At 60.4% G+C, this 24,366-nt stretch carries 20 protein-coding genes and 1 tRNA gene; 14 read left to right on the plus strand and 7 right to left on the minus strand.

Translation table 11 applies throughout. From position 1 onward, the window contains the following. Window positions 1-86: 86 nt before the first annotated feature. Complete coding sequence (locus ACX2DJ_RS08200) at window positions 87-260, minus strand: Flp family type IVb pilin (protein ID WP_462571992.1); 174 nt, start codon at window positions 258-260, stop codon at window positions 87-89. Between the two features lie 125 nt (window positions 261-385). Further along, a complete protein-coding gene (locus ACX2DJ_RS08205) occupies window positions 386-571 on the minus strand; it encodes a Flp family type IVb pilin (RefSeq protein WP_462571993.1) in 186 nt (61 codons plus the stop codon). A gap of 63 nt (window positions 572-634) precedes the next feature. Here ACX2DJ_RS08205 and ACX2DJ_RS08210 point away from each other — a divergent pair, with 63 nt between their 5' ends. After that, window positions 635-1,075 (plus strand): (deoxy)nucleoside triphosphate pyrophosphohydrolase, encoded by a 441-nt coding sequence (locus ACX2DJ_RS08210; RefSeq protein ID WP_462571994.1) that lies wholly within the window; start codon window positions 635-637, stop codon window positions 1,073-1,075. Window positions 1,076-1,122: 47 nt separating this feature from the next. Further along, window positions 1,123-1,199, plus strand: a tRNA-Arg gene (locus ACX2DJ_RS08215). Window positions 1,200-1,245: 46 nt separating this feature from the next. Here ACX2DJ_RS08215 and ACX2DJ_RS08220 read toward each other — a convergent pair. Beyond that, on the minus strand, window positions 1,246-1,599 hold the full coding sequence (locus ACX2DJ_RS08220) for a metallopeptidase family protein (protein ID WP_462571995.1): 354 nt from the start codon (window positions 1,597-1,599) through the stop codon (window positions 1,246-1,248). A gap of 185 nt (window positions 1,600-1,784) precedes the next feature. Here ACX2DJ_RS08220 and folE point away from each other — a divergent pair, with 185 nt between their 5' ends. Continuing rightward, window positions 1,785-2,396: a GTP cyclohydrolase I FolE gene (gene folE / locus ACX2DJ_RS08225; protein ID WP_462571996.1), complete on the plus strand. Its 612-nt coding sequence runs from the start codon at window positions 1,785-1,787 to the stop codon at window positions 2,394-2,396. A gap of 6 nt (window positions 2,397-2,402) precedes the next feature. Here the strand turns inward: folE and ACX2DJ_RS08230 are convergent, their stop codons facing one another. Further along, the gene (locus tag ACX2DJ_RS08230) at window positions 2,403-3,026 is read right to left on the minus strand and encodes a TetR/AcrR family transcriptional regulator (RefSeq protein WP_462571997.1); all 624 of its coding nucleotides are present in this window, start codon (window positions 3,024-3,026) and stop codon (window positions 2,403-2,405) included. Window positions 3,027-3,132: 106 nt separating this feature from the next. On the opposite strand from ACX2DJ_RS08230, the gene ACX2DJ_RS08235 reads away from it, so the two are divergent. After that, entirely contained in the window at window positions 3,133-5,487 is a 2,355-nt protein-coding gene (locus ACX2DJ_RS08235) for a TonB-dependent receptor (RefSeq protein WP_462571998.1), read from the plus strand. Window positions 5,488-5,577: 90 nt separating this feature from the next. Here the strand turns inward: ACX2DJ_RS08235 and ACX2DJ_RS08240 are convergent, their stop codons facing one another. After that, window positions 5,578-6,057, minus strand: a complete 480-nt coding sequence (locus ACX2DJ_RS08240) for a peroxiredoxin (protein WP_462571999.1) — start codon at window positions 6,055-6,057, stop codon at window positions 5,578-5,580. A gap of 142 nt (window positions 6,058-6,199) precedes the next feature. Between ACX2DJ_RS08240 and ahcY the strand changes: the two genes are divergently transcribed. The 8 genes from ahcY (at window position 6,200) to trxA (ending at window position 19,108) form a co-directional block, all read left to right on the plus strand. Next, entirely contained in the window at window positions 6,200-7,657 is a 1,458-nt protein-coding gene (gene ahcY, locus ACX2DJ_RS08245; RefSeq protein ID WP_462572000.1) for an adenosylhomocysteinase, read from the plus strand. Window positions 7,658-7,758: 101 nt separating this feature from the next. After that, on the plus strand, window positions 7,759-10,098 hold the full coding sequence (locus ACX2DJ_RS08250; protein ID WP_462572001.1) for a PAS domain-containing sensor histidine kinase: 2,340 nt from the start codon (window positions 7,759-7,761) through the stop codon (window positions 10,096-10,098). Further along, the gene (gene tsaE / locus ACX2DJ_RS08255; protein ID WP_462572002.1) at window positions 10,095-10,538 is read left to right on the plus strand and encodes a tRNA (adenosine(37)-N6)-threonylcarbamoyltransferase complex ATPase subunit type 1 TsaE; all 444 of its coding nucleotides are present in this window, start codon (window positions 10,095-10,097) and stop codon (window positions 10,536-10,538) included. Before ACX2DJ_RS08250 ends, tsaE begins: the two co-directional genes overlap by 4 nt. Beyond that, window positions 10,535-11,521 carry an aminoglycoside phosphotransferase family protein gene (locus ACX2DJ_RS08260; protein ID WP_462572003.1) on the plus strand — a complete coding sequence of 329 codons (987 nt, stop codon included), beginning with the start codon at window positions 10,535-10,537 and terminating at the stop codon, window positions 11,519-11,521. Before tsaE ends, ACX2DJ_RS08260 begins: the two co-directional genes overlap by 4 nt. Further along, the gene (locus ACX2DJ_RS08265) at window positions 11,518-12,234 is read left to right on the plus strand and encodes a nucleotidyltransferase family protein (RefSeq protein WP_462572004.1); all 717 of its coding nucleotides are present in this window, start codon (window positions 11,518-11,520) and stop codon (window positions 12,232-12,234) included. Before ACX2DJ_RS08260 ends, ACX2DJ_RS08265 begins: the two co-directional genes overlap by 4 nt. Further along, window positions 12,227-15,238, plus strand: a complete 3,012-nt coding sequence (gene addB / locus ACX2DJ_RS08270; protein ID WP_462572005.1) for a double-strand break repair protein AddB — start codon at window positions 12,227-12,229, stop codon at window positions 15,236-15,238. The genes ACX2DJ_RS08265 and addB overlap by 8 nt, the downstream gene beginning before the upstream one ends. Continuing rightward, a complete protein-coding gene (addA, locus tag ACX2DJ_RS08275) occupies window positions 15,235-18,738 on the plus strand; it encodes a double-strand break repair helicase AddA (protein WP_462572006.1) in 3,504 nt (1,167 codons plus the stop codon). The genes addB and addA overlap by 4 nt, the downstream gene beginning before the upstream one ends. Window positions 18,739-18,787: 49 nt before the next feature. Further along, window positions 18,788-19,108: a thioredoxin gene (gene trxA / locus ACX2DJ_RS08280; protein WP_462572007.1), complete on the plus strand. Its 321-nt coding sequence runs from the start codon at window positions 18,788-18,790 to the stop codon at window positions 19,106-19,108. Window positions 19,109-19,111: 3 nt separating this feature from the next. On the opposite strand, the gene ACX2DJ_RS08285 is transcribed toward trxA, so the two are convergent. Beyond that, window positions 19,112-19,879 (minus strand): inositol monophosphatase family protein, encoded by a 768-nt coding sequence (locus ACX2DJ_RS08285; protein ID WP_462572573.1) that lies wholly within the window; start codon window positions 19,877-19,879, stop codon window positions 19,112-19,114. Between the two features lie 29 nt (window positions 19,880-19,908). Then, entirely contained in the window at window positions 19,909-21,138 is a 1,230-nt protein-coding gene (argJ, locus tag ACX2DJ_RS08290; RefSeq protein ID WP_462572008.1) for a bifunctional glutamate N-acetyltransferase/amino-acid acetyltransferase ArgJ, read from the minus strand. A gap of 136 nt (window positions 21,139-21,274) precedes the next feature. Here argJ and ACX2DJ_RS08295 point away from each other — a divergent pair, with 136 nt between their 5' ends. Both ACX2DJ_RS08295 and secA read left to right on the plus strand, forming a co-directional pair. Continuing rightward, window positions 21,275-21,496, plus strand: a complete 222-nt coding sequence (locus ACX2DJ_RS08295) for a hypothetical protein (RefSeq protein WP_462572009.1) — start codon at window positions 21,275-21,277, stop codon at window positions 21,494-21,496. A 97-nt stretch (window positions 21,497-21,593) separates the two neighbouring features. After that, a complete protein-coding gene (gene secA, locus ACX2DJ_RS08300; RefSeq protein WP_462572010.1) occupies window positions 21,594-24,359 on the plus strand; it encodes a preprotein translocase subunit SecA in 2,766 nt (921 codons plus the stop codon). Window positions 24,360-24,366: the final 7 nt, after the last annotated feature.

The following is a 24,366-nucleotide window of genomic DNA, read 5'->3' on the forward strand; positions in this document are numbered from 1 at the left end:
GCGAATTGGCGCTTTTCAGATCTGCTGCGGACAAAAGAAAAGCGGCGGGGAAATCCCCGCCGCTTTCTTGTTCGTTCGAATGACGATTAGGCGTTTGCGTCAGCCATCGAGGTCGAAACGGTGTTGAACGTCGTGGTCAGGTTGTCGCCGAGGCTCTGCATCGCAGTAATCGCAGCAACGGCGATCAGCGCGGCAATCAGGCCGTATTCAATGGCGGTGGCGCCCTGTTCGTCACGGAAAAGCTTGTTGATGAACTTCATGTCTAGTCTCCTGGTTTCAGTCTTCGGTACCCGTGCCCGCCAGCCAAAGACCGAACGGACGATTGCAGCGATAATCGGCAGCTATTGAAAAACCCCTAAGTCGGAACCTTTCAAAAAATTTACCATTAGCCTTCGACCGCACCGCTGATCTTGGTCGTGACCACAGCCCAAATTCCGTTGTTTTCGTTCGCTACTGCGTCGAAAGCGCCGATTGAGGCGATCACGATCAAGCTCACAATCAGGCCGTATTCGATTGCGGTTGCCCCCGAGTTGTCGGTTCCGATACGCTTTAGGAAAGCCGGCAATTTCATGGACAAGCCCCTATGATCGCGTCCTGATTTGAACGTTTTGCAGCGCAGCCGGTTAAGAAATGGTTGAGAAGGGCCTTTGAATTGGAAAAAAAACCGACATGGCTATTGGTGGTTGCAGGTGCTCTGAAGCGCGCAGACGGGCGTTGGTTGATGCATCGCCGCCCTCTCGCCAAGCATCATGGCGGGCTGTGGGAATTCCCTGGGGGAAAGGTTGAACCTGCTGAAATTCCAGCGGAAGCTCTTGCGCGCGAACTGCGCGAAGAGCTGGGGATAGAGGTTGCATGTGATGCCTTGGCACCGTTTGCATTCGCGCAAGGTCGCGGCGAAACAGACGCTGTGACGATTGTCATCCTGCTTTACAGAATCGATGCTTGGCAAGGGGAGCCCGCTGCCTTGGAAGGCGAAGAAATAGGCTGGTTCGCTGTAGAAGAGATCGAAGCGCTGGATATGCCTCCACTTGATATCGACCTGGTAAGAGCACTGTTTTCGCAAGAGGCCGGATAGGGGATTGCCAAGCACGGCAAGGCCCCCTAAATGGCGCCCCCTGGCGAGCACCCGTAGCTCAGCTGGATAGAGCACCAGACTACGAATCTGGGGGTCGGGCGTTCGAATCGCTCCGGGTGCGCCATAAAAAGGGGCTGGCTAGCAAGGCCGGTCCCTTTTTTGCTTGGGCCTCAGCCTTCTCCGTTCTCAATCGTGTGCATATCTTCGTCGGAAAACCCGAAGTGATGACCGGCTTCGTGGACGACTACGTGATGCACCAGATCTTCCAGAGACACGCCAGTTTCATACATTTCGGCAAGCAGAGGCTGGCGGAACAGGCTGATTACAGGGGGCATCTGGCCCGATTCCCAGATTGTGCGATCGGGCACAGGCCGCCCTTCATACAGCCCGCTTAGTTCCCATCGGCTCTTTATCTCTACTGATTCCAGTTGCTCGCGGCTGGCGAATTCCTCGATTCGCAACACGACACTTTCGAGTTCGGCACGAAACTGGCGTGGCATGGTGCCAAGCGCCTTGCGTGCCATTCGCTCGAACTCAACCGCTGATGGGCCATGCAATTCCCGCATATCACCCTGCAATATGGGAATTGTCGACTTTAGGGCAAGCTCGTGGAACCCAATTGTGATCCGGTCATTTGCCAAGGAAGGAATTTTCCGCAAAGGGAAAGTGAGCCCTGCGGGGCTGCACGGAATCGAACCAGGATGACCGCATGAGCTGCCAGCACGAAGATGAAACCGACAACCCGCATGGCAAGCGTGATGTGCCAGACCATGTTCAGGATGCGATCCGCACGATCATAGAATGGGCAGGGGATGATCCCGCGCGCGAAGGATTGCTCGACACACCCAAACGGGTGGGCCGCGCCTGGCTTGAATACTGTCAGGGCTATCAGGAGGATCCGGCGATCCACCTTTCCCGCCAGTTTGAGGAAGTGGGCGGCTATGACGAGTTGGTGCTGCTCAAGGACATTCCCTTTCAAAGCCACTGCGAACACCACCTGGCGCCGATCACTGGCAAGGCGGCGATCGCCTATATGCCGCGCGACCGGGTAGTTGGCATTTCCAAGCTTGCCCGCGTGCTGCATGGTTTTGCACGGCGACTTCAAATCCAGGAGCGCCTGACGGCGGAAGTTGCGCAGTGCATCTGGAACAATCTCGAGCCGCATGGCGTTGCAGTGGTGATCGAGGCCGAACACGGCTGTATGACCGGGCGCGGGGTGCGTACACCGGGCGTTACGATGGTCACCAGCCGTTTGCTGGGTTGTTTTCTGGATGATCCGCGCAGCCGCAAGGAAGCGCTCAGCCTGATGGGTTACGGCTGATCCCGGTCAGTCCGGCGGGGTAAGCCCTCGCGCCAAAATATCGCGTGCGATATCGGGAACTGCATCGGGCTCATCGCCGGGGCGCGCCCAAACGGCATAGCGCAGCCCAAGGAAAACGTTCATGCCCATGATCGCCCAGGCATGCGCTTCTTCCATTTTCTCGCGAAACTCGCCAGCTTCGGCACCCGCGCGCAACCGATCAAGAATTCGGCGTGCCGTGTTTTCGTAATGCGCGCGATAGCTTTGGGGATCGACGAATTCCGCCTCGTCGATGATGCGATAGATTTCGTTATGCTCGCGGGCAAAGCGAAGAAATGCGGCCAGGGCATCTCTTTCCTTGTCCAAAGCCGAGGCGCTGTGCCCTATCCCGCTTGATGCGGCGATGCGTACACCCTCACTGAAATCGCGCACCAGTGCCTGGAAGATCGCCTCTTTCGATTCAAAATAAGTGTAGAAACTGCCCAGTGCCACGCCCGCACGGCGCGTGATGCCACTGATCGAAGCATCGTGAAATCCGCGTTCACCAAATTCATGCGTGGCCGCATCCAACAGCTTGCGCCGCGTGCGCCTGCCGCGTTCGGTCACCGGCTCTAATCCAGCGCTTTCATTACTGTCTGGCTTAGTTTGCATGCAGGGAGACTATTCCGGTTGTCGCGCCTTCACAAGCACAAACTTGAAATATGATTCAACTTTCAATATATGCCAAGGCAACATGGTTCTTGGGTGAGGATTCGACATGAAACTGAAATCTTTCGATACACGTATCTTGTTTGTTGGCTGCGGGATGCTGGCGCTAGCGGCCGGTCTCGCTCCGGCTCCTGTGGTGGCACAGGAGATAACTGGAGGCGATGAATCTCCAATCGCGTCTGAAACGGAAAATGTGATCTATGTCACGGCTCGGCGGCGCGAGGAGCGCGCGCTCGATGTGCCAATTTCGGTGACTGCCATTAGCGGTGAAGAACTGGCACGAAACGGCACGCTGGAACTCACGGAAGTTGCCCAGAAAATGCCCAACGTGACGCTGGAGATCAGCCGAGGCACCAACACCACGCTCAGCGCCTTCATCCGCGGCGTGGGCCAGCAGGATCCGGTCGCCGGGTTCGAGGCGGGCGTAGGGCTATATGTTGACGATGTATATCTCAACCGCCCGCAGGCAGCGGTGCTCGATGTTTATGACGTCGAGCGGATCGAGGTGCTGCGCGGACCGCAGGGAACGCTCTATGGCCGCAATACCATTGGCGGCGCGATCAAATATGTGACCGCGCCGCTGCCGGATGAAACCCAGGTCAAGATTCGCGGTACTTATGGCAAATACGACCAGGCCGACCTGGTTGTGACCGCATCGACCCCGCTGACCGAGAACCTGCGGATCGGCGCCAGCGGTGCGCGGCTTTCGCGCGGCGGCTTTGGCGACAACCTCAACCTCGGCACCGAGAATTACAACAAGGACGTTTGGGCGGCGCGCGGTACGCTGGAATTCGACAATGGCCCGGTGTTCATCCGCCTGTCGGGCGATTATGTGAAAGACAACAGCGAAGCTCGCCAGGGACACCGGCTCATCCCCGGCCTGCTGACCGGCGCACCCGTGCTCGACAACGTGTTTGACACGCGCGCTGGGCTCAATGTCGTCGACCAGCAGGTTGAAGCCTATGGCGGTGCGCTCAATATCGCGGTCGAACTGAGCGATACGATCACACTCAAATCGATTACCGGATATCGCGAGGACAAATCGACAACCCCGATCGATTTCGACAGCCTTCCCGCCGCCGATCTCGATGTGCCTGCGATTTATGAAAACGACCAGTTGAGCCAGGAATTGCAGCTTCTGTACGAGGGTGATCGGCTGAACGGCGTTCTGGGCTTTTATTACCTTGACGCAAATGCCTTCACCGCATTCGACGTGGCGCTGTTCAACACCGGCGCATTGATCGGCCTGCCCGGCCTGAACGCGCAGACGCTGGGCGATGTGAAGACCAAGACCTGGTCGGTTTTCGGCGATTTCACCTATGACATCACCGATAAGCTGAGCGTGTCGCTGGGCGGCCGCTTTACCAGCGACAAGCGCAGCAGCCGCGTTCTGCGCACCACTTTCATTGGCGGCTTCTCCGACCTTTTCCCGCCGTCGACCGCCATCCCGATCGCGGTCACCAGCGACTTCGAGGGCAGCGACACCTTCGAGGAGTTCACTCCGCGCGGCTCGATCAGCTTCAAGCCGAACGAGAACCACAATATCTATTTCACCTATTCACGCGGGTTCAAGGGTGGCGGGTTCGATCCGCGCGGCCAGACCAGCGCAGCACCTGATCTTGACGGTGATGGCGACATCGATTTCGATGATCAGTTCGAATTTCTGCGCTTCGAGCCCGAAACGGTGGACAGCTATGAATTGGGCTGGAAGGCATCGCTGCTCGATAACCGCCTCAACATCAGCCTCGCCGGTTTCATGGGCAATTACAAGAACGTGCAGATCCCCGGATCGGTTGGCGTGGACACAAATAATGACGGCGTGAATGACAGCTTCATCGGTATCACCTCAAATGCGGCAAGCGCCGATGTCAACGGCATCGAGTTTGAGGGCAATGCGCTGGTCGGGCGCGATTTTGCGGGTGATGGCAGCAAGCTCACATTCAACTGGTCGTTGGGCGTACTAGACGCCAAGTTCAACACCTTCATCGACAATTTCGGCAATGATGTCGCCGACAGCCGCGTGTTCCAGAACACGCCCGATATCACCGCGCACATGGGCGTCGATCTGGGCTTGCCTGTGGCGAACGGAATCGTCGATTTCATCGGCTCTGTCTCGCTGCGCGGTGATGCCAGCCAGTTTGAGGTACCCAACCGCTTCCTCGATCAGGACGGCTTCGCCCTGGTCGATGCCAGCATTGTCTACACTGACGATTCGGACCGTTTCTCGATCGGCGTTCACGGCAAGAACCTGTTCGACAAGCGCTATATCGTATCGGGTTATAACTTTGTGAGCGGTGACGGCATCAATACGCCGTTCGTGCCGACATTGGGCCGGGAGGGCACGTTGACCGGCTTTTATGGCGATCCGCGGCGCTTTTACGTGACCGGCGAAGTCAAGTTCTGACGAATTCCCCGTCGGAAAATACGGCAGACAAGAAAGGGCGCCCGTTCTACCGCCGGGCGCCCTTTCGCATTGCTGGTTGAAGTTTACGGCCTAGAGTTGGCCGAGCATATGTTCAGCGCTCGACACCGAGAAATCGCCGGGCGCCTCGACATTGAGCTCGGTAACCACGCCATTATCGACCACCATCGAATAGCGCTGCCCGCGCTTGCCCAGGCCAAAGCCCGAACCGTCCATCGTCAGGCCCACGGCTTCGGCAAAGTCGCCATTGCCGTCTGCCAGCATGGTGATGTCTGCGCTGCCGGCGGCCTTGTTCCATGCCCCCATCACGAAAGCATCGTTGACCGCCGTGCAGGCGATCTCGTCAACACCCTTGGCCTTGAGCTCCGCCGCCTTATCGACATAGCCCGGCAGGTGGCGCGCGGAGCAGGTGGGTGTGAAAGCGCCAGGAACTGAAAACAGCGCCACTTTCTTTCCGGCGAAATACTCGTTTGACGAAACCTGTTCCGGCCCGCTTTCGGTAGCCTTGACCAGGGTTACTTCAGGAAGTTTGTCACCAACCGAAATTGCCATTGCGTAATATCCTTTCGTGTTCCCGTTCTTCTGCGCTCGATATAGGCGCTTGGAACCGCTCCGCAACAATCAAGCATATAAAGATTCTTTTATATTTGCTTCGAACGGGTCGCTTCGCTAGAGGCACGGCCTTGTAAGTTTCATGTGCGCCGCCCTTTGCCGCGCTTTGCATTTTCAGGAGTTTTTCGTGGCTCAGCTTGCCCAGGACTACATCATCAAGGATATTTCGCTCGCTGAATTTGGCCGTGACGAAATCACGATTGCCGAAACCGAAATGCCGGGCCTGATGGCCCTGCGTGAGGAATATGGCACAGCGCAGCCGCTTAAAGGTGCTCGGATTACCGGTTCGCTGCACATGACAATCCAGACCGCGGTGCTCATCGAAACCCTGATCGCCTTGGGTGCCGAGGTGCGCTGGGCCACCTGCAACATTTTCTCGACTCAGGATCACGCGGCGGCCGCAATCGCGGAACAGGGCATTCCTGTGTTCGCTATCAAGGGTGAGAGCCTGACCGATTACTGGGACTATGTCGGCAGGATTTTCGACTGGTCGACTGCTGACGATCCGGATCTTACTGCCAACATGATCCTGGATGATGGCGGCGATGCCACCATGTTTGCGCTGTGGGGCGCGCGGCTGGAGGCGGGGGAAACCATGCCCGATCCGGCCAACGCCGAGGAGATCGAATTTCAGCGCGCGCTCAAGGCCTTTATCAAGGCAAAGCCGGGCTATCTCACCAAGTCGGTCAAGAGCATCAAGGGCGTGTCGGAAGAAACCACTACGGGCGTGATGCGGCTTTACCAGATCGCCAAGCAGGGCAAACTGCCGTTCCCGGCGATCAATGTGAATGACAGCGTCACCAAATCGAAGTTCGACAATCTGTATGGCTGCAAGGAATCGCTGGTCGATGCCATCCGCCGCGCGACCGACGTCATGCTTGCTGGCAAGGTTGCCTGCGTGGCCGGCTATGGCGATGTCGGCAAAGGCTCGGCCGCTTCGCTACGCGATGGTGGCGCGCGCGTTATGGTGACCGAAATCGACCCGATCTGCGCATTGCAGGCGGCGATGGATGGCTATGAGGTTGTTTCGATGGAGGAAGCGGCCAGGCGTGCCGATATCTTCGTTACCGCCACTGGCAATGAAGACGTTATCACCGGCGAACACATGAAGGCGATGAAGAACATGGCCATCGTGTGCAACATCGGCCACTTTGACAGCGAAATCCAGATTTCAGCGCTCGACAATTATGAGTGGAAGCAGATCAAGGAAGGCACCGACAAGGTTACCTTCCCCGATGGAAAGTCGATCCTGGTATTGGCCAAGGGTCGGCTGGTGAACCTGGGCTGCGCTACTGGCCATCCCAGCTTTGTGATGAGTAGCAGTTTCACCAACCAGACGTTGGCGCAGATCGAGCTGTTCACCAAGTCGGATGAATACCAGAACGATGTTTACGTGCTGCCCAAGCATCTCGATGAAAAGGTCGCCGCGCTACATCTTGAAAAGCTAGGCGTACGGCTAACTCAGCTTAGCCAGAAGCAGGCTGATTATATCGGTGTACCGGTGGAGGGGCCGTTCAAGCCCGATCATTACCGCTACTGAGCCATCAATTCATCGGATTAATACGGAAAGCCCTCGCTTTGCGGGGGCTTTTCCTTGTCTGGGGCGTTGCATCCGGCCCGCGCCGCGCATAGCTGAATAGGATGGAGTTTTCGTCCACCGCTATGGCATTGATTGGATTGCTGCTCGCCGCATGGACGGTTGCGGCGGCGCTGATCATGCTGCGTACGGCCCAGCGATTGCGCCGTTACGAAACAATGCGGCGTTCGCTTGCGCGGGTTAACGGAATGCTCGACGAAGCGCCCGCCATTCCGATGCTGGTGCGTGCCGACGGACGTATCGAAGTGCATGATCGGTTAGCGGGCTGGCTTGGGCTGGAGGGGGCACCACAATATCTCAGCGAACTTTGCGGTGCTGACGGATTTGGACTTGATCCCGCCCAACTCGAGCAGCTTTCCGAAGCTGTGCAGCGTACGCAAAAGACGGCAGCACCGTTTCGGCTATCGGCCAGCCTGGCAGGAACCGGGCGCAGCTTCGCCTTTCGCGGGACGCTGGCCGATCCGCGTGTGGCGCCCGGCGGCGCAGCATTAGTCTGGATCTTCGATTTCAGCGAAAGCGAGGGTGAGCTGGCGCGCCTGCGCGAAGAAGCGGCTCAGGCCCAAGGTGACTTTACCGCGCTGGTTGGGCTGATCGAAGCCGCACCAATTCCGATGTGGTTCCGCGGGCGCGATTTGCGTCTGCGGCTGGTCAATCGCGCCTATGTCGAAGCGGTCGGCGCACAAAGCGCCGATGAAGTGGTTGGCAAGCAGATCGAATTGCTTGAGCCCGAGCAGGGTCAGTCTGCGGGCGACATTGCACGGCTTGCGGCGGAGCAGGGCGAGATACGCGAGCGCACGGTTCCGGCAACGATTCATGGCGAAAGGCGCAGCCTGCGGGTGAGTGACCTGCCGATCGGCGAGGAAGGTATTGCCGGCTATGCCATCGACATTGAGGAAATGGAGCAACAGGCACGCGAATTTCGCGCCTTTCGCCAAGCGCAGCGCGCGATGCTGGACCAGCTATCATCGGGCGTGGCGCAGTTTGATGCCGCGCGCGAGCTGGTTTTTGCCAATCGCCCGTTCCTGCGCCTGTTCGATCTGCCGTTTGGCATCGTTGGTGAGGCGATACCATTCGATCGCTTCCTCAGTGACGCGCGAGAGAAACGCCGCACACCCGAGGTGCGCGATTTTCCGGCGTGGCGGCGCGAACATGTCGAATGGTTTGGCGCGCGCGAGGCCCAGGAAGAGGCCTGGCCGTTGCCGGGCGGGCAACATTTGCGGATCGTCGCCCAGCCGATGCCCGACGGTGGGCTGGTACTGTTCGCAGAAGACCGCACCGAGCAGCTCGCGCTCTCGGCCACGCGCGATACGCTGCTGCGTACCCGCACCGCGATGCTCGACAGCCTGTTCGAAGCGCTAGCTGTCTTTGCGCCTGATGGGTCACTGCAAGTGTGGAATCGCAGTTTCGCCGGAACTTGGGGACTTGAGCCGGAGCTTCTGGACAATCACCCTTCCGCAGATGAGTTGCTGGCAGCAATTGCGCCCAATCTTGCACGGCCAAAACAGGTCAAGGCGATTGGCGAGATCGTACGCGCAGCCACGCTCGATCGGCGCGAAAAGGGCGGGCGGGTCGAACTCGCTGACGGGCGGACGCTCGAATTTGCCGGGGTGCCATTGCCCGATGGCAATGGATTGCTGACCGTGCTCGATATTACAGATTCGCAAATGGCGGAAACCGCGCTGCGCGAACGCAACCAGGCGCTGGAAGAAGCCGATGCTGTAAAGACGCGTTTCCTCGCCAACATGTCGTATGAATTCCGCACCCCGTTGACTTCGATAGGTGGATTTGCCGAACTGATTCAGAGCGGCGCTGCCGGGCCGGTGAACGACCAGATGAAGGAGTATGTCGAAGCTATTCTGGCGTCGGTTGCAAGGCTGACTGAACAGGTTGAGAACGTGCTCGACCTGTCGCAGAGCGAGGCGGGATTGCTACCGATCTCGAAGGAGCGGCTTGAACTGCTGCCTTATGTGACTGAGATTGTGCGTGAACGCGAACAGGCGATTTCGGCTGCGGGCCTTTCGCTGGACTTGCGCGGAAATCCTGGTGGCGCGATAGAGGGCGACAGACGCCAGCTGGGCCGCGCGATCGGCCAACTGCTCGACAATGCGATTGCGGCGACGGGCAAGGGCGGGAAGATCCTGGTTGACATTGCGCGCACAAGGGAAGGCGCCAGGATCGTGGTATCTGACAATGGGCCGGGCATGACTGTTCAAGAGCTTGAGCGGCTGCAGGAAGGCTTGCGGGTGTTGCCCGATGGCAAGGTAGAGCGGCGTCAAGGCCTCGGCATTCCGCTCGCCCGGCAGCTGGTCGAGGCGCATGGTGGCACGCTTAGTTTGGAAAGCCGAAAGGGGCAGGGCACCACGGCGATGATCTTGCTGCCGTGACAGTCGATCTTCCCGACCTTGCTGCGATGGAGGCGTTTGGAGCGCGAATTGGTGCAAGGTTGCGGGCCGGAGATGTGGTCGCACTCGAGGGCGATCTGGGCGCCGGCAAGACAACGTTGGCGCGTGCTATCCTCAAGGCGCTGGGGCACTCGGGCGAGGTGCCATCACCCACTTTCACGATCATCGAAACCTATGCAGCGCCGCCGCTACGGCTGCCGGTGGTGCACGCCGATTTCTATCGCCTTGAGGACCCGGCCGAGCTGCGTGAGCTGGGGCTTGACGAATATCGCGAAGGCGCTGCACTCATCGCGGAATGGCCAGCACATGCAGGCGGGTTTGGCCAAGAGCCAGCCTGTCTCGAAATCACACTTGAAACTGTGGGGCAGGGACGGCGGGCAATTGTCGAGCCGGGTACCGATTGGCTAGAGCGCATGCCATGAGTGAACTTCCAGCTGGAATTGAAGCCTTTCTTGGCGTTGCCGGGTGGGGCAATTCGCATATCGATCCGATCCCCGGCGATGCTTCGTTCCGGCGCTACTTCCGCATTCGCAAGGGCGATGAAGGCGCCATGCTGATGCATGCTCCGCCGCCGCATGAAGACCCACAGCCCTTTCTCGACGTCGCTGCCTACCTCGCTGCACATAATGCGCGGGCGCCAGAGATCTACGCTGCGGATGTGGCGAGTGGCTGGGTGCTGCTGGAAGATTTCGGCAATGACCGCATGCGTGACTGGATCGATGCCAATCCTTCGGGTGAAATAGCGTCCTATGAAGGCGCGATTGATGCTTTGGTAGAGCTGCACCGCCAGCCGCCGGGGCCGTTCCTGCCATACGACATGGCGGCCTATGCCCGCGAAGCCGCTCTTTTCACAGAGTGGTATTGCCCTGCTGTGGGGATCGAGGTTGATGTTGCCGGCTACCGGCGAGCATGGGAGGCGGTGACCCAGCCCTTGCTTGCGCGGCAGCAGCCGGGCGTGACAGTGCTGCGTGATTATCACGCCGAGAATATCATGCTGCTGGGTGATCCTCGCGAGGGTGGGGCGCAAGGCCTGATTGATTTTCAGGACGCGTTGGTGGGGCACCCTGCCTACGACCTCGTCTCGTTGCTGCAGGACGCGCGGCGCGACGTGGCACCAGAGCTTGAGAGGGCAATGCTCGATCGCTATCTTGCGGTAATTGATGCAGGGTCTGATTTTGAGGCCGACTATGCGCGGCTAGGCGCACAGCGCAACGCCAAGATCGTCGGTATCTTTGCGCGACTGTATAAACGTGACGGAAAGCCGCGCTATCTGGACCTGATCCCGCGCGTCTGGGCGCTGATGGAGCGCGATCTTGCGCATGATGCGCTGGAGCCGGTCGCGCGCTGGTTCGACGCGAATATTCCTGCAGAATTGCGTAAGCACGGCGGCGGAAAGATCGCATGACCGCCTTGGCGAGCGATACGGCGATGGTGCTCGCTGCCGGGCTGGGCAAACGTATGCGGCCGCTGACCGCGAGCCGGCCCAAGCCGATGGTGCGCGTGGCTGGCAAACCCTTGATCGACCATGCGCTCGACCGGCTGCACGACGCGGGGATCATTCGCGCCATCGTCAATGTGCATTACCTTGCTGATGCGCTGGAGGCGCATTTGCGTGAACGTGCCGCGCCAGCGATCAGTATTTCGGATGAACGCAGCCTGCTGCTCGAAACCGGGGGCGGTATGCTGAAAGCAATGCCTGACCTGCCCGATCCGTTTTTCTCGCTTAATGCTGACAATATCTGGCTCGACGGGCCACGCAACGCCTTCCACGAATTGTCTGCGCGCTGGAATCCAGCCGAAATGGATGCGTTGCTGCTGGTGGTGCCGCATGCGCGGGCAATGAACTTCAGCGGTCCCGGCGATTTCGATATGGACCAGATCGGGCAGCTCAGGCGCCGTGCACCGGGCCGCATAGCGCCCTTCATCTTCACCGGCATCCAGCTGGTTTCGCACCGATTGCTGCGCGACGCGCCGGAGGGGCCATTTTCGACAAATATCCTGTGGAACCGGGCAATAGAGGAAGGGCGGCTGTACGGCACGTCCTTCACCGGCCAATGGTACGAAGTGGGTACGCCTGAGGCGATTGCGCCGACCGAGGAAGCGCTCGGGCGTGGGTGAGCGGGGCAAGCCTGACGTATTCTCAATTGCCGCGCATCGCGGTTTTGCCGATGCGCTGGTTGCCGGACTGGTACCGCGCTATGCAGAGAGTGACGTGGGCCTTGCCCGGCTGACCTTGTTGCTTCCTTCGAGCCGTGCGGCGCGCAGCGTCAGCGAAGCGTTCATTCGTCATGCGGGCGAGATCGGCGTGCAAGGCCTGCTGATGCCGCGCATGGTGATGGTGGGCGATGTCGAGCTTGACGAGGCACTTGGTGCAGCGCTCGATCCCCTCGGGGCCGAGGATATCCCGCCAGCAGCCGATCCCACGCGCCGCTGGTTCGAACTGGCGGCGATCCTGCGCGAAGCGATGGCGGCGGAAAAGAGGCAGTTGCCAGGCAGCGCCGGACTGCTTCGATTGGCCCGCGAGCTGGGCGGAACGATGGACCGGTTGCTGGCGGAGGAAATCACTTTCGAGCAATTGCTCAGCGAGCAGGTGGTTGGAGCGAGCAAGGAACTTGCGCGGCACTGGCAGGACAGCACGCGGCTGTTCGCAGTGGTGCAGGCGCACTGGCAAGCGCGGCTGGCCGATCGCGGAGAGGTTGACCTGGCGACCCGGCGAAACCTTTTATTTGATCACGCGGCGCGGCGCTGGCGCGCAAATTCTCCCGCAACCCCGATTGTGGCGGCGGGCATCACCAGCGCATCGCCTGCGCTGGCGCGCTTGCTGCGGGTAATCGCGGAGACGCCGCAGGGCGCAGTGATCCTGCCCGACTTTGACCTGACGATGGACGATACGACCTGGGATGAGCTGGGGCGCGCTGGTCATGCACCTGAGCCGGGAGAAGCCGCCTTCACCCGCAATGAGGCAGCCACCCATCCGCAATACCACTTGAAGCTGCTGCTCAACCGCATGGGCGTGGCGCGCGGCGAAGTGCGCCCCTGGCATCGCAAGGGTATCGGCGCCGCCCCGCCAGAGCGCAGCCATGCGATTTCCTCGATCTTTCTCCCGCCCGAGGCAAGCAAGGTCTGGGCCGGGCTGGATGCGTCGAAACGACGCCTTGCTGGAGTGCGCATTCTTACCGCTGCGACCAGTGAGGAAGAAGCGCAGGCAATCGCGCTGATGATCCGTGCGGCGCTCGAAGTGCCGGAAAAGCGGATTGCCTTGGTCACGCCCGATCGGGCACTGGCTCGCCGCGTGGTTCAGCACCTTGCGCGCTGGAATATCGCGGCAGACGATAGCGCGGGACGGCCGCTCTCACTGACGGCCGCCGGGCGGTTGCTGCTGCAATTGGCCGAGCTGATGAGCGAGGGACCGGCACCAGTGCAATTGATCGCCGCGCTGGCGCACCCGCTGGTCCGCCGGGGCGAGGGTCGACGGCCGTGGCTTGAGGCTCTCCGTGCATTCGAACGCGAGCTGCGCGGGCCGCGCCCCGCGCCGGGGCTTGAGGCATTGCGGGTTATCGCGCGCGGCGCTGGCGTCGAAACATGGTGGCAAGGCGTCGAAACCCTGATTGAGCCGCTCAGGGTGCTTCCCGGAAGCGAAATGTCGCTCGCCGATGCGCTCGATGCGCTGGCGGGCGTTGGTGAAGAACTGGCGGGCGAGGGCCTGTGGGCGCAGGAGGATGGCCGGGCACTGGCGCGGCTGGTTGAGGAACTGCGCCTGCACTCGCGCGAGGCAGGCACAGTTGTCGATCCCATCGAGCTGCATGCCATAATGCGCGATGCGATGGCGCAGGTCGCGGTGCGGCCGCCCTATGGCGGGCATCCACGGGTGGCGATCTATGGCCTGCTCGAATCGCGTATGACAAGGGCGGACCTGGTGATTTGCGGCGGGCTCAATGAAGGGACATGGCCGCAGACGCCGTCGCCCGAGCCACTACTGGCACCGGCAATCCTGCGTGCGCTCGGCATGCCGGGGCCGGAATTCCGCATCGGACTGGCGGCCCACGACCTTGCAAGCGCGTTGGGTGCGCCCGAAGTGGTGCTGACGCGCGCAATCCGCGACATGGACGGGCCGACCATCCCTTCGCGCTTCCTGCTGAGGGTGCAGGCGCTGCTGGGCGAGGGCACGAAGGATCACCGGGAGCGCGAGATTCCGGCGCTTGCCGCGCTGATTGACAGGCAGGTGCCACCCGCAGAGCCCTATCCCCGGCCCGAACCGTGCCCCGATGCCAGGCTGCGCGACGTGCCGATCAAGGTCACCGGGCTCGACCGGTTGCTGGGCGATCCCTATCAGTTCTACGCGCAGGAAATCCTTGCGCTGCGCAAGCTTGACCCGCTCGACGCCGATCCAGGCCGCGACTTCGCGTGGCAGGGAACACAGGTCCATGCGATCCTGCAGAGGTGGCACGAGGCGCGGCTCAAGGGCGAAGATGCCGATATCCTGCAAGTGGCCGATGATCTGCTGCGTGAGGCGAATATCCACCCTTTGATGTGGGGGCTTTGGCGCCCGCGCATCCGCCAGGGGCTGGCCTGGGTGGCGGGCGAAATTGCCGTGCAGACTGACCGCAAGCTGATTGCCGTCGAGCGGAAAGGCGAGATGCTGTTCGACGGTGTGAAAGTCTATGGCCGGGCTGACCGGATCGACCGGCTGGCTGACGGAACGCTGGCGATCGTGGATTACAAGACCGGCAAGCCGCCCACTGCTGCCCAGGTCGAAAAGGGGTTTGCGCTGCAACTCGGCATTCTTGGCCTGATCGCGCGCGAGGGAGATTTCAAGGGGCTTTCAGGCGATGCATCCCGATTTGAATACTGGTCGCTGGCGAAGAATGACGATGGAGGCTTTGGCTATTGGGATGAGCCTTTGAAAACCGGAAGGAAGCAAAAAGGTCTGGTTCCCGAAGAGTTTCTGCCCAGGCATGAGCAGTTCCTGCGCGAAGCCATCACCAAATTCATCAAGGGTGCTGATCCCTTCACCGCACGGCTAAACCCAGATTATCCCGGCTACCATGACTATGACCAGCTGATGCGGCTTGAGGAATGGCAGATCCGCTTGGCCGACGCCGATGAAGGGGGCGAGCCATGAGCAGCGGCATCGTCCATCCGCTCCACGGCAACCAGCGGGCCGCCGTCGATCCCGAACAGAGCGTGTGGCTGTCCGCCTCGGCCGGGACGGGCAAGACGCAGGTGCTCTCGGCGCGGGTGCTGCGCCTGTTGCTGCGCCCCGATGTGCTTCCGGAGCAGATTCTGTGCCTCACTTTCACCAAGGCGGGTGCGGCGGAAATGGCGAACCGCATCAACGATGTGCTTGCCCGCTGGGTCCGGATCGACGAGGCGACACTTGGCAAGGAGATGATCCATCTCGGGGCGCCTAACGATCCCGAAACCCGCGCCCGCGCGCGCACCCTGTTTGCCAGCGTGCTCGATTGCCCGGGCGGCGGCCTCAGGATCGATACGATCCACGCATTCTCGCAATGGTTGCTGGCGAATTTCCCGAACGAAGCCGGGTTGCTTCCCGGTATGCGGCCGATCGAGGACCGCGAGCGGCATCTGCTTTCGCGCCAGGTTCTGGGAGACATGCTGGTCGAGGCGGAGCAGGCTCGCGACTCTGCCACGCTTGAAGCGGTCGAGAGCTTCACCATCGCCAAGGGCGCGGACGCGCTGCAGGCATGGCTGATGCGCTGCGCCAGCGCGCGCGAGCTGTGGGAAGGGCGGCTAGCCTGGCAACCGCCGATGGCGCCCCAGGTGCGGCAATTGCTGGGAATTCCGAGTGACGCGAGTGAAGCTCATGTTGCCGAAATGTGCGATGATGATACCTTCGACACCTTGAGCCTTATGCGTTGCAAGCAAACGCTGGCCGCATGGGACACCGTCACAGGCCGAGACGGAACTACGGCTATCGATAATTGGCTTGCACTCGACCCGTTGGGACGTGCCAACAATCTCGATACGCTTTATGAAGGTCTGTTCACCAAGACGTCCGATGCTCCGAAGCAGCTCAATAATATTCTCAAGCGCGATCCAGATTACCTGCTGCATATCGAGAAGGTGCAAGAGAACCTTCGCCTGATCCGCGAATTCCGCACCCTGCTCGAACTCGCCGGTTTCCTCGCTCCCGCGCTCGAACTTGGGCGCGCATTTGCGCTGCGGTGGGACGCGGCGAAGGCTCGTGAGGGGCTGCTGGATTTTGACGATTTGATTGAACGCGCGGCGAAATTGCTCAAGGAGCAGGTTGCAGGCGACTGGATCCGCTACAAGCTCGATCGCCAGTTCGACCATATACTCGTCGACGAGGCACAGGATACCAATGAAGCGCAATGGCGCATCATCGACGCGTTGATCGACGATTTCTTTTCGGGCGAGGGCGCGTCCGGCGACAAGATCCGCACCATTTTCACCGTGGGCGACTACAAGCAGGCGATCTTCGGCTTTCAGGGGACCAGCCCCGAGAATTTTCGCGCCGCTAAGGAACGGGTGCAGGCGGCGATGCAAGCTGCGGAAGAGAACGCGCAGGTTGTGCGCGTGAACCGCGTGCGCCGGGACTTGCGGGATCTCGACCTTGGGCAGTCCTTCCGGACCGCGATCCCGGTGCTCGAATTCGTCGACCATGCGATCGAGGCTATCGGACCTTCGGAACTGGGCCTTAGCGATGACCATCATCCGCATGTGGGGCAGCCGCGTCCCGGCCTCGTAACACTGTGGAACCCGGTCCATGACCAGCGCGGGGAAGACGATGGCGAGCCGGAAAGCGAAGGCAAGGAAAGCTGGCTGGCCAAGCATGATCGGCAGATGGCTGAAAAGATCGCTCGGCAGGTAGCCCGCTGGACTCAAGGCGTAGAACCTTTCTCGCTTAAAAAGGGCGAGCACCGCAACGCTCGCCCGGGCGACATCATGATCCTCGTTCGCAGCCGCAAGGATCTTGCCGGGCTGATCGTGGCGCGACTCCATGCGTGCGGAGTGCCGGTGGCAGGTGTTGACCGCTTGCGCCTGGGCGAGCCGCTGGTGGTGAAGGATTTGATGTCGGCGCTGCGGTTTGCCGCTCAACCGCTCGACGATCTCGAACTGGCGAACCTGCTCTCCTCGCCGTTGGTCGGCTGGACGCAGGATGATTTGCTGGCTTTTGTCCCGCGCGAGAAGCAGCAGCACCTGTGGCACCATCTGCGCAATCACGCTGCGCCATTGGTGCAGGCGACGGTTGCCAAATTGCGCGAATTGCTGGCGCTGGCCGATTTCCAAACGCCCCAGGCGCTTCTGCAATGGGTGCTGGTCGGGCCGTGGCAAGGCCGCGCGCGGCTGGTTGCCCGGCTGGGGCGCGAAGCCAATGACCCGATCGATGAATTGCTCAACGCGGCTTTCGCCTATGAGGGTGTGCATACACCCAGCCTGGCAGGCTTCATCCAGTGGTTCGATGCGGGCGAGGGCGAACTCAAGCGTGATCCGGACGATGCCCCCGATCTTGTGCGGGTAATGACCGTGCACGGCTCCAAGGGCCTCCAGGCGCCGATCGTGATACTCGCAGATGCGACCAGTGAGCCAGGCCGGGTGCGTGATCTGTCCCTGGCGGAGGAAGTGCCAGGTCATGGCGACGATCTGGTACGAAAAGTGCCATTGCCTGCTGTCAGCAAGGAGCAACAGGCCGGGCGAATTGCGGCAGCCTATGAAGCCGCCAAGGCAACCGAGCTTCAGGAGCATTGGCGGCTGCTCTATGTCGCAATGACACGCGCGGAAGAGGCACTGTTCATAGGCGGCTCGCTTGGTCCGAAGGCGAAGAACGGGCCACCGGCAGATAGCTGGTATGCCCGGCTCGCTCCTCTGTTCGGCGACGATGCGCTGGAGGACGACCTGTGGGGCGCGCGCCGTGAATGGGGCGAGCGCGGACGGGAAGTAGAGGCGCGACCAGACACCCAGGCGGAGGTGCAGGTCGAGGGACCTGCGTGGCTGCATCAGCCGATCGGACCCGAACCACGCCCGCCGCGCCCGCTCGCACCGAGTTCGGCTGGTGAGGAGCAGGGCAGTAATCCGCCGCTTCCACCAGAAATTGCTCGCGAAGCAGCGCGCCGCGGATTGCTGATACATAGCCTGCTGGAACGATTGCCGATGGTTGAACCTGGCGAGCGAGCCGATGCTGCGCTGAGCTGGCTGGCGAGGCAGGCACGCGAGCTGGATCAGGCGGATCGGCAGGAGATCGCTCATCGCGCGCTTGAAGTGCTCGACCAATCCGGTTTTGCGGACGTGTTCGGGCCTGGTTCTCTGGCCGAGGTTCCTCTCGCCGCAGTGGTGGAGGGGCAAGTGGTGGCCGGTACAGTCGACCGGTTGCTAGTGACGCAGGAGCGTGTGACCGTGGTCGATTTCAAGACTGCGCGCCGCCCGCCCACCTTGCTCGAAGAAATTCCCGAAAGCACGCTGAGGCAAATGGCCGCCTATGTCACCGCCTTGGGCAAGATATATCCCGAGCGCGAAATCCGCGCGGCGGTGCTCTACACCCAGACACCAGAAATATTCGAGTTGCCCCAATCGCTTATTAGGTTACACAAAAAGGCCTTCCAGACCGCGCAGCAAAGCTTTTTACCTTCAGGCGTTGAGTGACGCGGAAAAATTCCTAGGTAGTGTCCAACGAAAATTCAGGAGATTCCCCATGGCAACCGTAAAGGTCACCGATGCCAGCTTCCAGAACGATGTGCTCCAGTCCGACAAGCCCGTGCTGGTCGATTTCTGGGCTGACTGGTGCGGCCCCTGCAAGATGATCGCGCCCGCGCTCGAAGAAATCAGCGACGAGCTGGCCGATCAGGTTACCATCGCCAAGATGGACATCATGGAAAACCCCGGTGTCCCGGGGCAGCTTGGAGTGCAGGGCATTCCCTTCCTCGCGCTCTACAAGGGTGGACAGAAGGTTGCCGAGCTAACTGGCGCGCGCCCCAAGAGCGCGCTCAAGCAGTGGCTTGAAAGTGCGCTCTAAGACTTAAGAGTCGCTAAGCGCCCGCTTGGCGAATTCATCCCAGATAGCCGGGCTTGATGCACCAATCAGGCCCGGCCTGTCATGCTCGTCAACTCGGTAGGCGCTACCGTCGATCCGTGCAGCCTTGCCGCCTGCCTCATTGAGCCACAAAACGCCTGCGGCATGGTCCCAGGGCAGGGTTCGCTTGAAACTCGAGATGTCATTCTCGCCCAGCGCCAGACGCGGATATTGCTCTGCTGCGCAGCGCGGAATGTCAACCAACCGGTAATGGGGGGCCAGCCGTGCATCGACTAGCGCGCGCTGCTCGTCGGTCAGGAAAATCCGCGAGATCGCGGCGACCGGCGGGTTTTCGCCCGTGATGCGGGCATGAATGCGATCGCCATTCACGAACGCGCCCGAGCCGCGGTGCGCATGGCAGAAACGGCCTGACAGGCAGTCATAAATCCAGCCAGACTGGCATTCGCCGCCGCTTGCTTGCGCGATTATGATTCCGAACGGTGGTTTGCCGTGGGCAAAATTGTGCGTACCGTCGATCGGATCGACGATCCAGCAATCCTCCGACAATTTGCCCAGCAGCGTTGGATCCGCATGCGAGGCCTCCTCACCAACCATCGCCAGCGCGGCATCAATCTGTGCCAGACCTTCTGCCAGAAACTCTTCTGCTTCATGATCGGCTACCGTAACGAAATCGTCGGCTGCCTTCTCGCCAATCTCGTGTTGCGCGAGGTTTCGGAAGCGCGGAAGAATCACCCGTTCGCTGACATCCCGCATAAGCGCGAGGATGGAAGCGTCGACTTCGTTCACGAGCGGTAATCGGCGTTGATCGAGATGTAGCCGTGAGTGAGGTCGCAGGTCCACACCGCGGCGCGGCCCTCGCCCAATCCGAGTTCGACCGCAATGTCGATCTCCTGGCCCTTGAGATGGGCGGCAACCGGCGCTTCGTCATAGCCTTCCACTGGCAGTCCGTTGCGCGCGGTCCAGACGCCGCCGAAGGCGATCGAAAGCCGGTCGCGGTCTGCCGGTTCGCCTGCCTTGCCCACCGCCATCACCACGCGGCCCCAATTGGCGTCTTCGCCGGCAATTGCCGTCTTCACCAGCGGTGAGTTGGCGATGCTCATCGCGATGCGGTGCGCGCTTTCATCCGAAACCGCGCCCGACACGCGGATGGTGATGAACTTGCTCGCGCCTTCTCCGTCGCGCACCACCAGCTGCGCGAGCTGCCGACACAAATCGGTGAGCGCCGCCGCGAAGGCGTCTGCGCCCGGATCGCCGTACGAAGCAAGCGGGGTATTGCCCGCCTTGCCCGTGGCAAATGCAAGCACGGTGTCGCTGGTAGAGGTATCGCCATCGACGGTGATGCATGAGAAGGTCTCACGATTGGAGCGCGACAGCAACTCTTGCAGGAAGGCTGGTTCCACCGCTGCGTCGGTGAAGATATAGCCCAGCATGGTGGCCATATCCGGCGCGATCATGCCGGATCCCTTGATGATCCCAGCCAGCTCGACACGTGTCGTGCCCAGCATTGCGCTGGCATGGGCACCCTTTGGAAAAGTGTCGGTGGTGGAGATTGCTGCGGCCGCTTCCTCCCAGCTGCACGGTTCGGCCGATAGCGCAGCTGCCACGCCTGCGCGTGCCTTGTCCTTTGGCAGGGGGACGCCGATCACGCCCGTCGAAGAGACGAAGACGTCGGAAGGTTCACAGCCGATATGCTCTGCGACTTGCCCCATGATCTGTTCCACTGCCTCGCGGCCACGATAGCCTGTAAATGCATTGGAATTGCCTGCATTGACTATCAGCGCCCGGGCGCGGCCGAGTTTCGCCTGCTCGCGGCCCAACTCGACTTCGGAAGACGCGCAGGCGCTTTGCGTGAATATCCCGGCCACATTCGTTCCTTCCGCCAGCTCGGCATAGGTCAGGTCGGCCCGGTCCCAGTTCTTGTACCGAGCCCGCGCGACGCGCAGCGTTACCCCGGCAATTTCGGGAATGTCTTGCGGGAAGGGCCGGGTAAGCGGTGAAGGTTCGATGTCCATGATTTCGCGCTAGCGCGACTGGGTCGCACAGTAAATCTGCCTTTCGAACTGGACGAAGGGCACAAGACAACATATCTTACGGTGCATGTTACGTCGCATGCTTGCTTGTCTAGCGCTCCTTACCGGTCTTGTGGCCGTGAGTGCGCCTGCGCATGCGTCGATTGCCGACATGCTCGATTGCGAGATCGGTGTTACTGCCGACATGGCTGACGCCAGCGGCGATGATCGCCGCACGTGCCATCGTGACGAAGCTGGTAGCCAGGCTGACGAGGGCGACAAATCGCAGAAGCCCGCGAAGCGGGCACGCCGCGTAGTGCGGCCTCCTGTGCTTTACGGGATTGATCGCGCTTACGAATAGCGCGCAACCAAGCATATCCCCGATGTAGTTCCGGCAGCCGGCGCAATGGGCGTGCGGCTGCACTTCACACAATTCAAGTCCCGTCAGGACCGTCTCCATGTTTCAGACCATTGCCAAATCTCTGTTCGGCTCTTCGAATGACCGTTACGTCAAGTCACTCGGAAAAATTATCAGTCAAATCAACGCTCTCGAACCGCAAATTCAGGCGTTGAGCGATGATGAGCTGAAGGCCCAGACCGATAAGTTCCGCCGCCAGCTCGACGATGGAGCTACGCTCGACGATATCCTTCCCGAAGCCTTCGCAACCGTGCGCGAAGCCTCGGTGCGGGTTCTCGGGATGCGGCATTTCGATGTCCAGCAGATCGGCGGCATCGTGCTCCACCGCGGCGAAATTGCGGAGATGCGGACGGGCGAGGGCAAGACGCTTGTGGCGACATTGGCGACTTATCTCAACGCGATCGAAGGCAAGGGCGTGCACGTCGTTACCGTGAACGATTATCTTGCCCAGCGCGATGCCGAATGGATGGGCCAGCTGTATGGCTGGCTGGGCCTCACGGTAGGTGTGATTGTGCCCAACCTCAACGAATTCCAGCGCCGCGAAGCCTATAATGCCGACATAACCTACGCCACCAACAACGAGCTCGGCTTCGATTACCTGCGCGACAATATGAAGCATTCGCGTGACCAGATGGTGCAGCGGCCATTCAATTTTGCGATCGTTGACGAAGTTGACTCGATCCTGATCGACGAAGCGCGCACGCCGCTGATCATCTCTGGGCCCACAGAGGACAAGTCTGATCTCTACGTTGCGCTCGACGAAGTGGTAAAGCAGATCCCCGAAGACTGGTACGAAAAGGACGAGAAAACCAGGAATATTCAGTTGACTGAAGAGGGGACTGACGAGATCGAGCGGATCCTCTTTGCCAAGGGGCTGCTGCAGACCGAAAACCTTTACGACATCGAAAACACGCTGGTGGTCCACCACCTCGACCAGGCGCTGAAAGCGAACATCATGTTCAAGCGCGACACGGATTATATCGTGAAGGACAACAAGGTTGTTATCATCGATGAATTCACCGGGCGCATGATGGATGGCCGCCGCTGGTCGAACGGCCTGCATCAGGCGGTTGAAGCCAAGGAAGGGGTGAAGATCGAGCCCGAGAACCAGACCATGGCTTCGATCACCTTCCAGAACTACTTCCGCATGTACCCCAAGCTGTCTGGTATGACCGGCACAGCCGCCACGGAAGCTTCCGAATTCTGGGACATCTACAAGATGAATGTGGTCGAAATCCCGACCAACGTTCCGGTCCAGCGGATCGATGAGGAAGACGAGTTCTACAAGAACACGCTCGACAAATTCGGCGCGATTGCCAAGGCGATCAAGGAAAAGAACGAAATTGGCCAGCCTGTGCTGGTGGGCACAGTGTCGATCGAGAAGTCCGAACTGCTCAGCCAGTTTCTCGACAAGGAAGGCGTCAAGCACGAGATTCTCAACGCCCGCCAGCATGAACGTGAAGCGCGTATTGTGGCGCAGGCCGGGCGGCTGGGCGCTGTCACTATCGCCACCAACATGGCGGGCCGCGGTACGGACATCCAGCTGGGCGGCAATGTTGAATTCCGCATAGGCGACGAGCTGGCAGACATTGCCGAAGACGATCCCAGGCGGCAGCTCGAAATCGATCGCATCAAGGCCGAAGTCGCAGCGGAAAAGCAGAAGGTGCTCGACGCGGGTGGGTTGTTCGTGCTTGGAACTGAACGCCACGAAAGCCGCCGCATCGACAATCAGCTGCGCGGTCGTTCCGGCCGCCAGGGCGATCCGGGCCTGTCGCGTTTCTATCTCTGCCTGGAAGACGATCTGCTGCGTATTTTCGGGCCAGATACGCTGTTCTCGAAGATGATGAATTCAAACCTTGCAGACGGTGAGGCAATCGGTTCGAAATGGCTCTCAAAGGCGATTGAAACCGCGCAGAAAAAGGTTGAAGCGCGCAATTACGAAGTACGTAAGCAGGTTGTCCAATATGATGACGTGATGAACGATCAGCGCAAGGTAATCTACGAACAGCGCGGCGAAATCATGGAGGCTGAGCGGGTCGACGACGTCGTTGATGACATGCGCCATGACACCGTAAACGCGATTGTCGGCGAGGCATGCCCTCCAGGTTCCTATCCCGAGCAATGGGATATTGAAGGCCTGAAGGAAAAGGTCGAGGAAGTCTTTGGGCTTACCCCGCCAATCGAGAGCTGGCTGGAGGAAGACCACGTCGAGCCGGAACTGCTTGAAGAACGGATCCTGGCAGCCGCCAATGAAGTCATGGAACGCAAGATTGCCGACGCTGACGTCAACATCTGGCGCCAGGTCGAGAAGTCGGTGCTGCTCGAACGGCTCGATTATCACTGGAAGGAACACCTCGCCACGCTTGATGCGCTGCGCCAGGTGATCTGGATGCGCGGGATCGCGCAAAAGCAGCCGATCAATGAATACAAGCAGGAAGCGTTCGGCCTGTTTGAATTGATGCTCGACTCTTTGCGCGAAGACGTGACCAAAATCCTGATCAAGTCCGAGCTGCGGATCCAGCAGCCCCAGTCCAGGACACTGCCCGATCTGCCCGATTTTCTTACCGGTCATATCGATCCGTTCACTGGGCTCGATGATTCGAATGACGGTGATGGCTCGGATGAGCGGCCGGCCCTGTTCGGGGCGCTCGCCGGTAGCGCGCGAGCGGCCTTTGGCCCTGGCGGTTCGAATGCCGACAATCCTTTTGCCGACATGGATGTCAACCGCAATGCGCCGTGCCCTTGCGGTTCGGGCAACAAGTACAAGCATTGCCACGGCGCTGCAGGGCCGCGCGCTGGCGCTTAATGAGTCC

The organism is Altererythrobacter chaiwopuensis, from assembly GCF_054957755.1.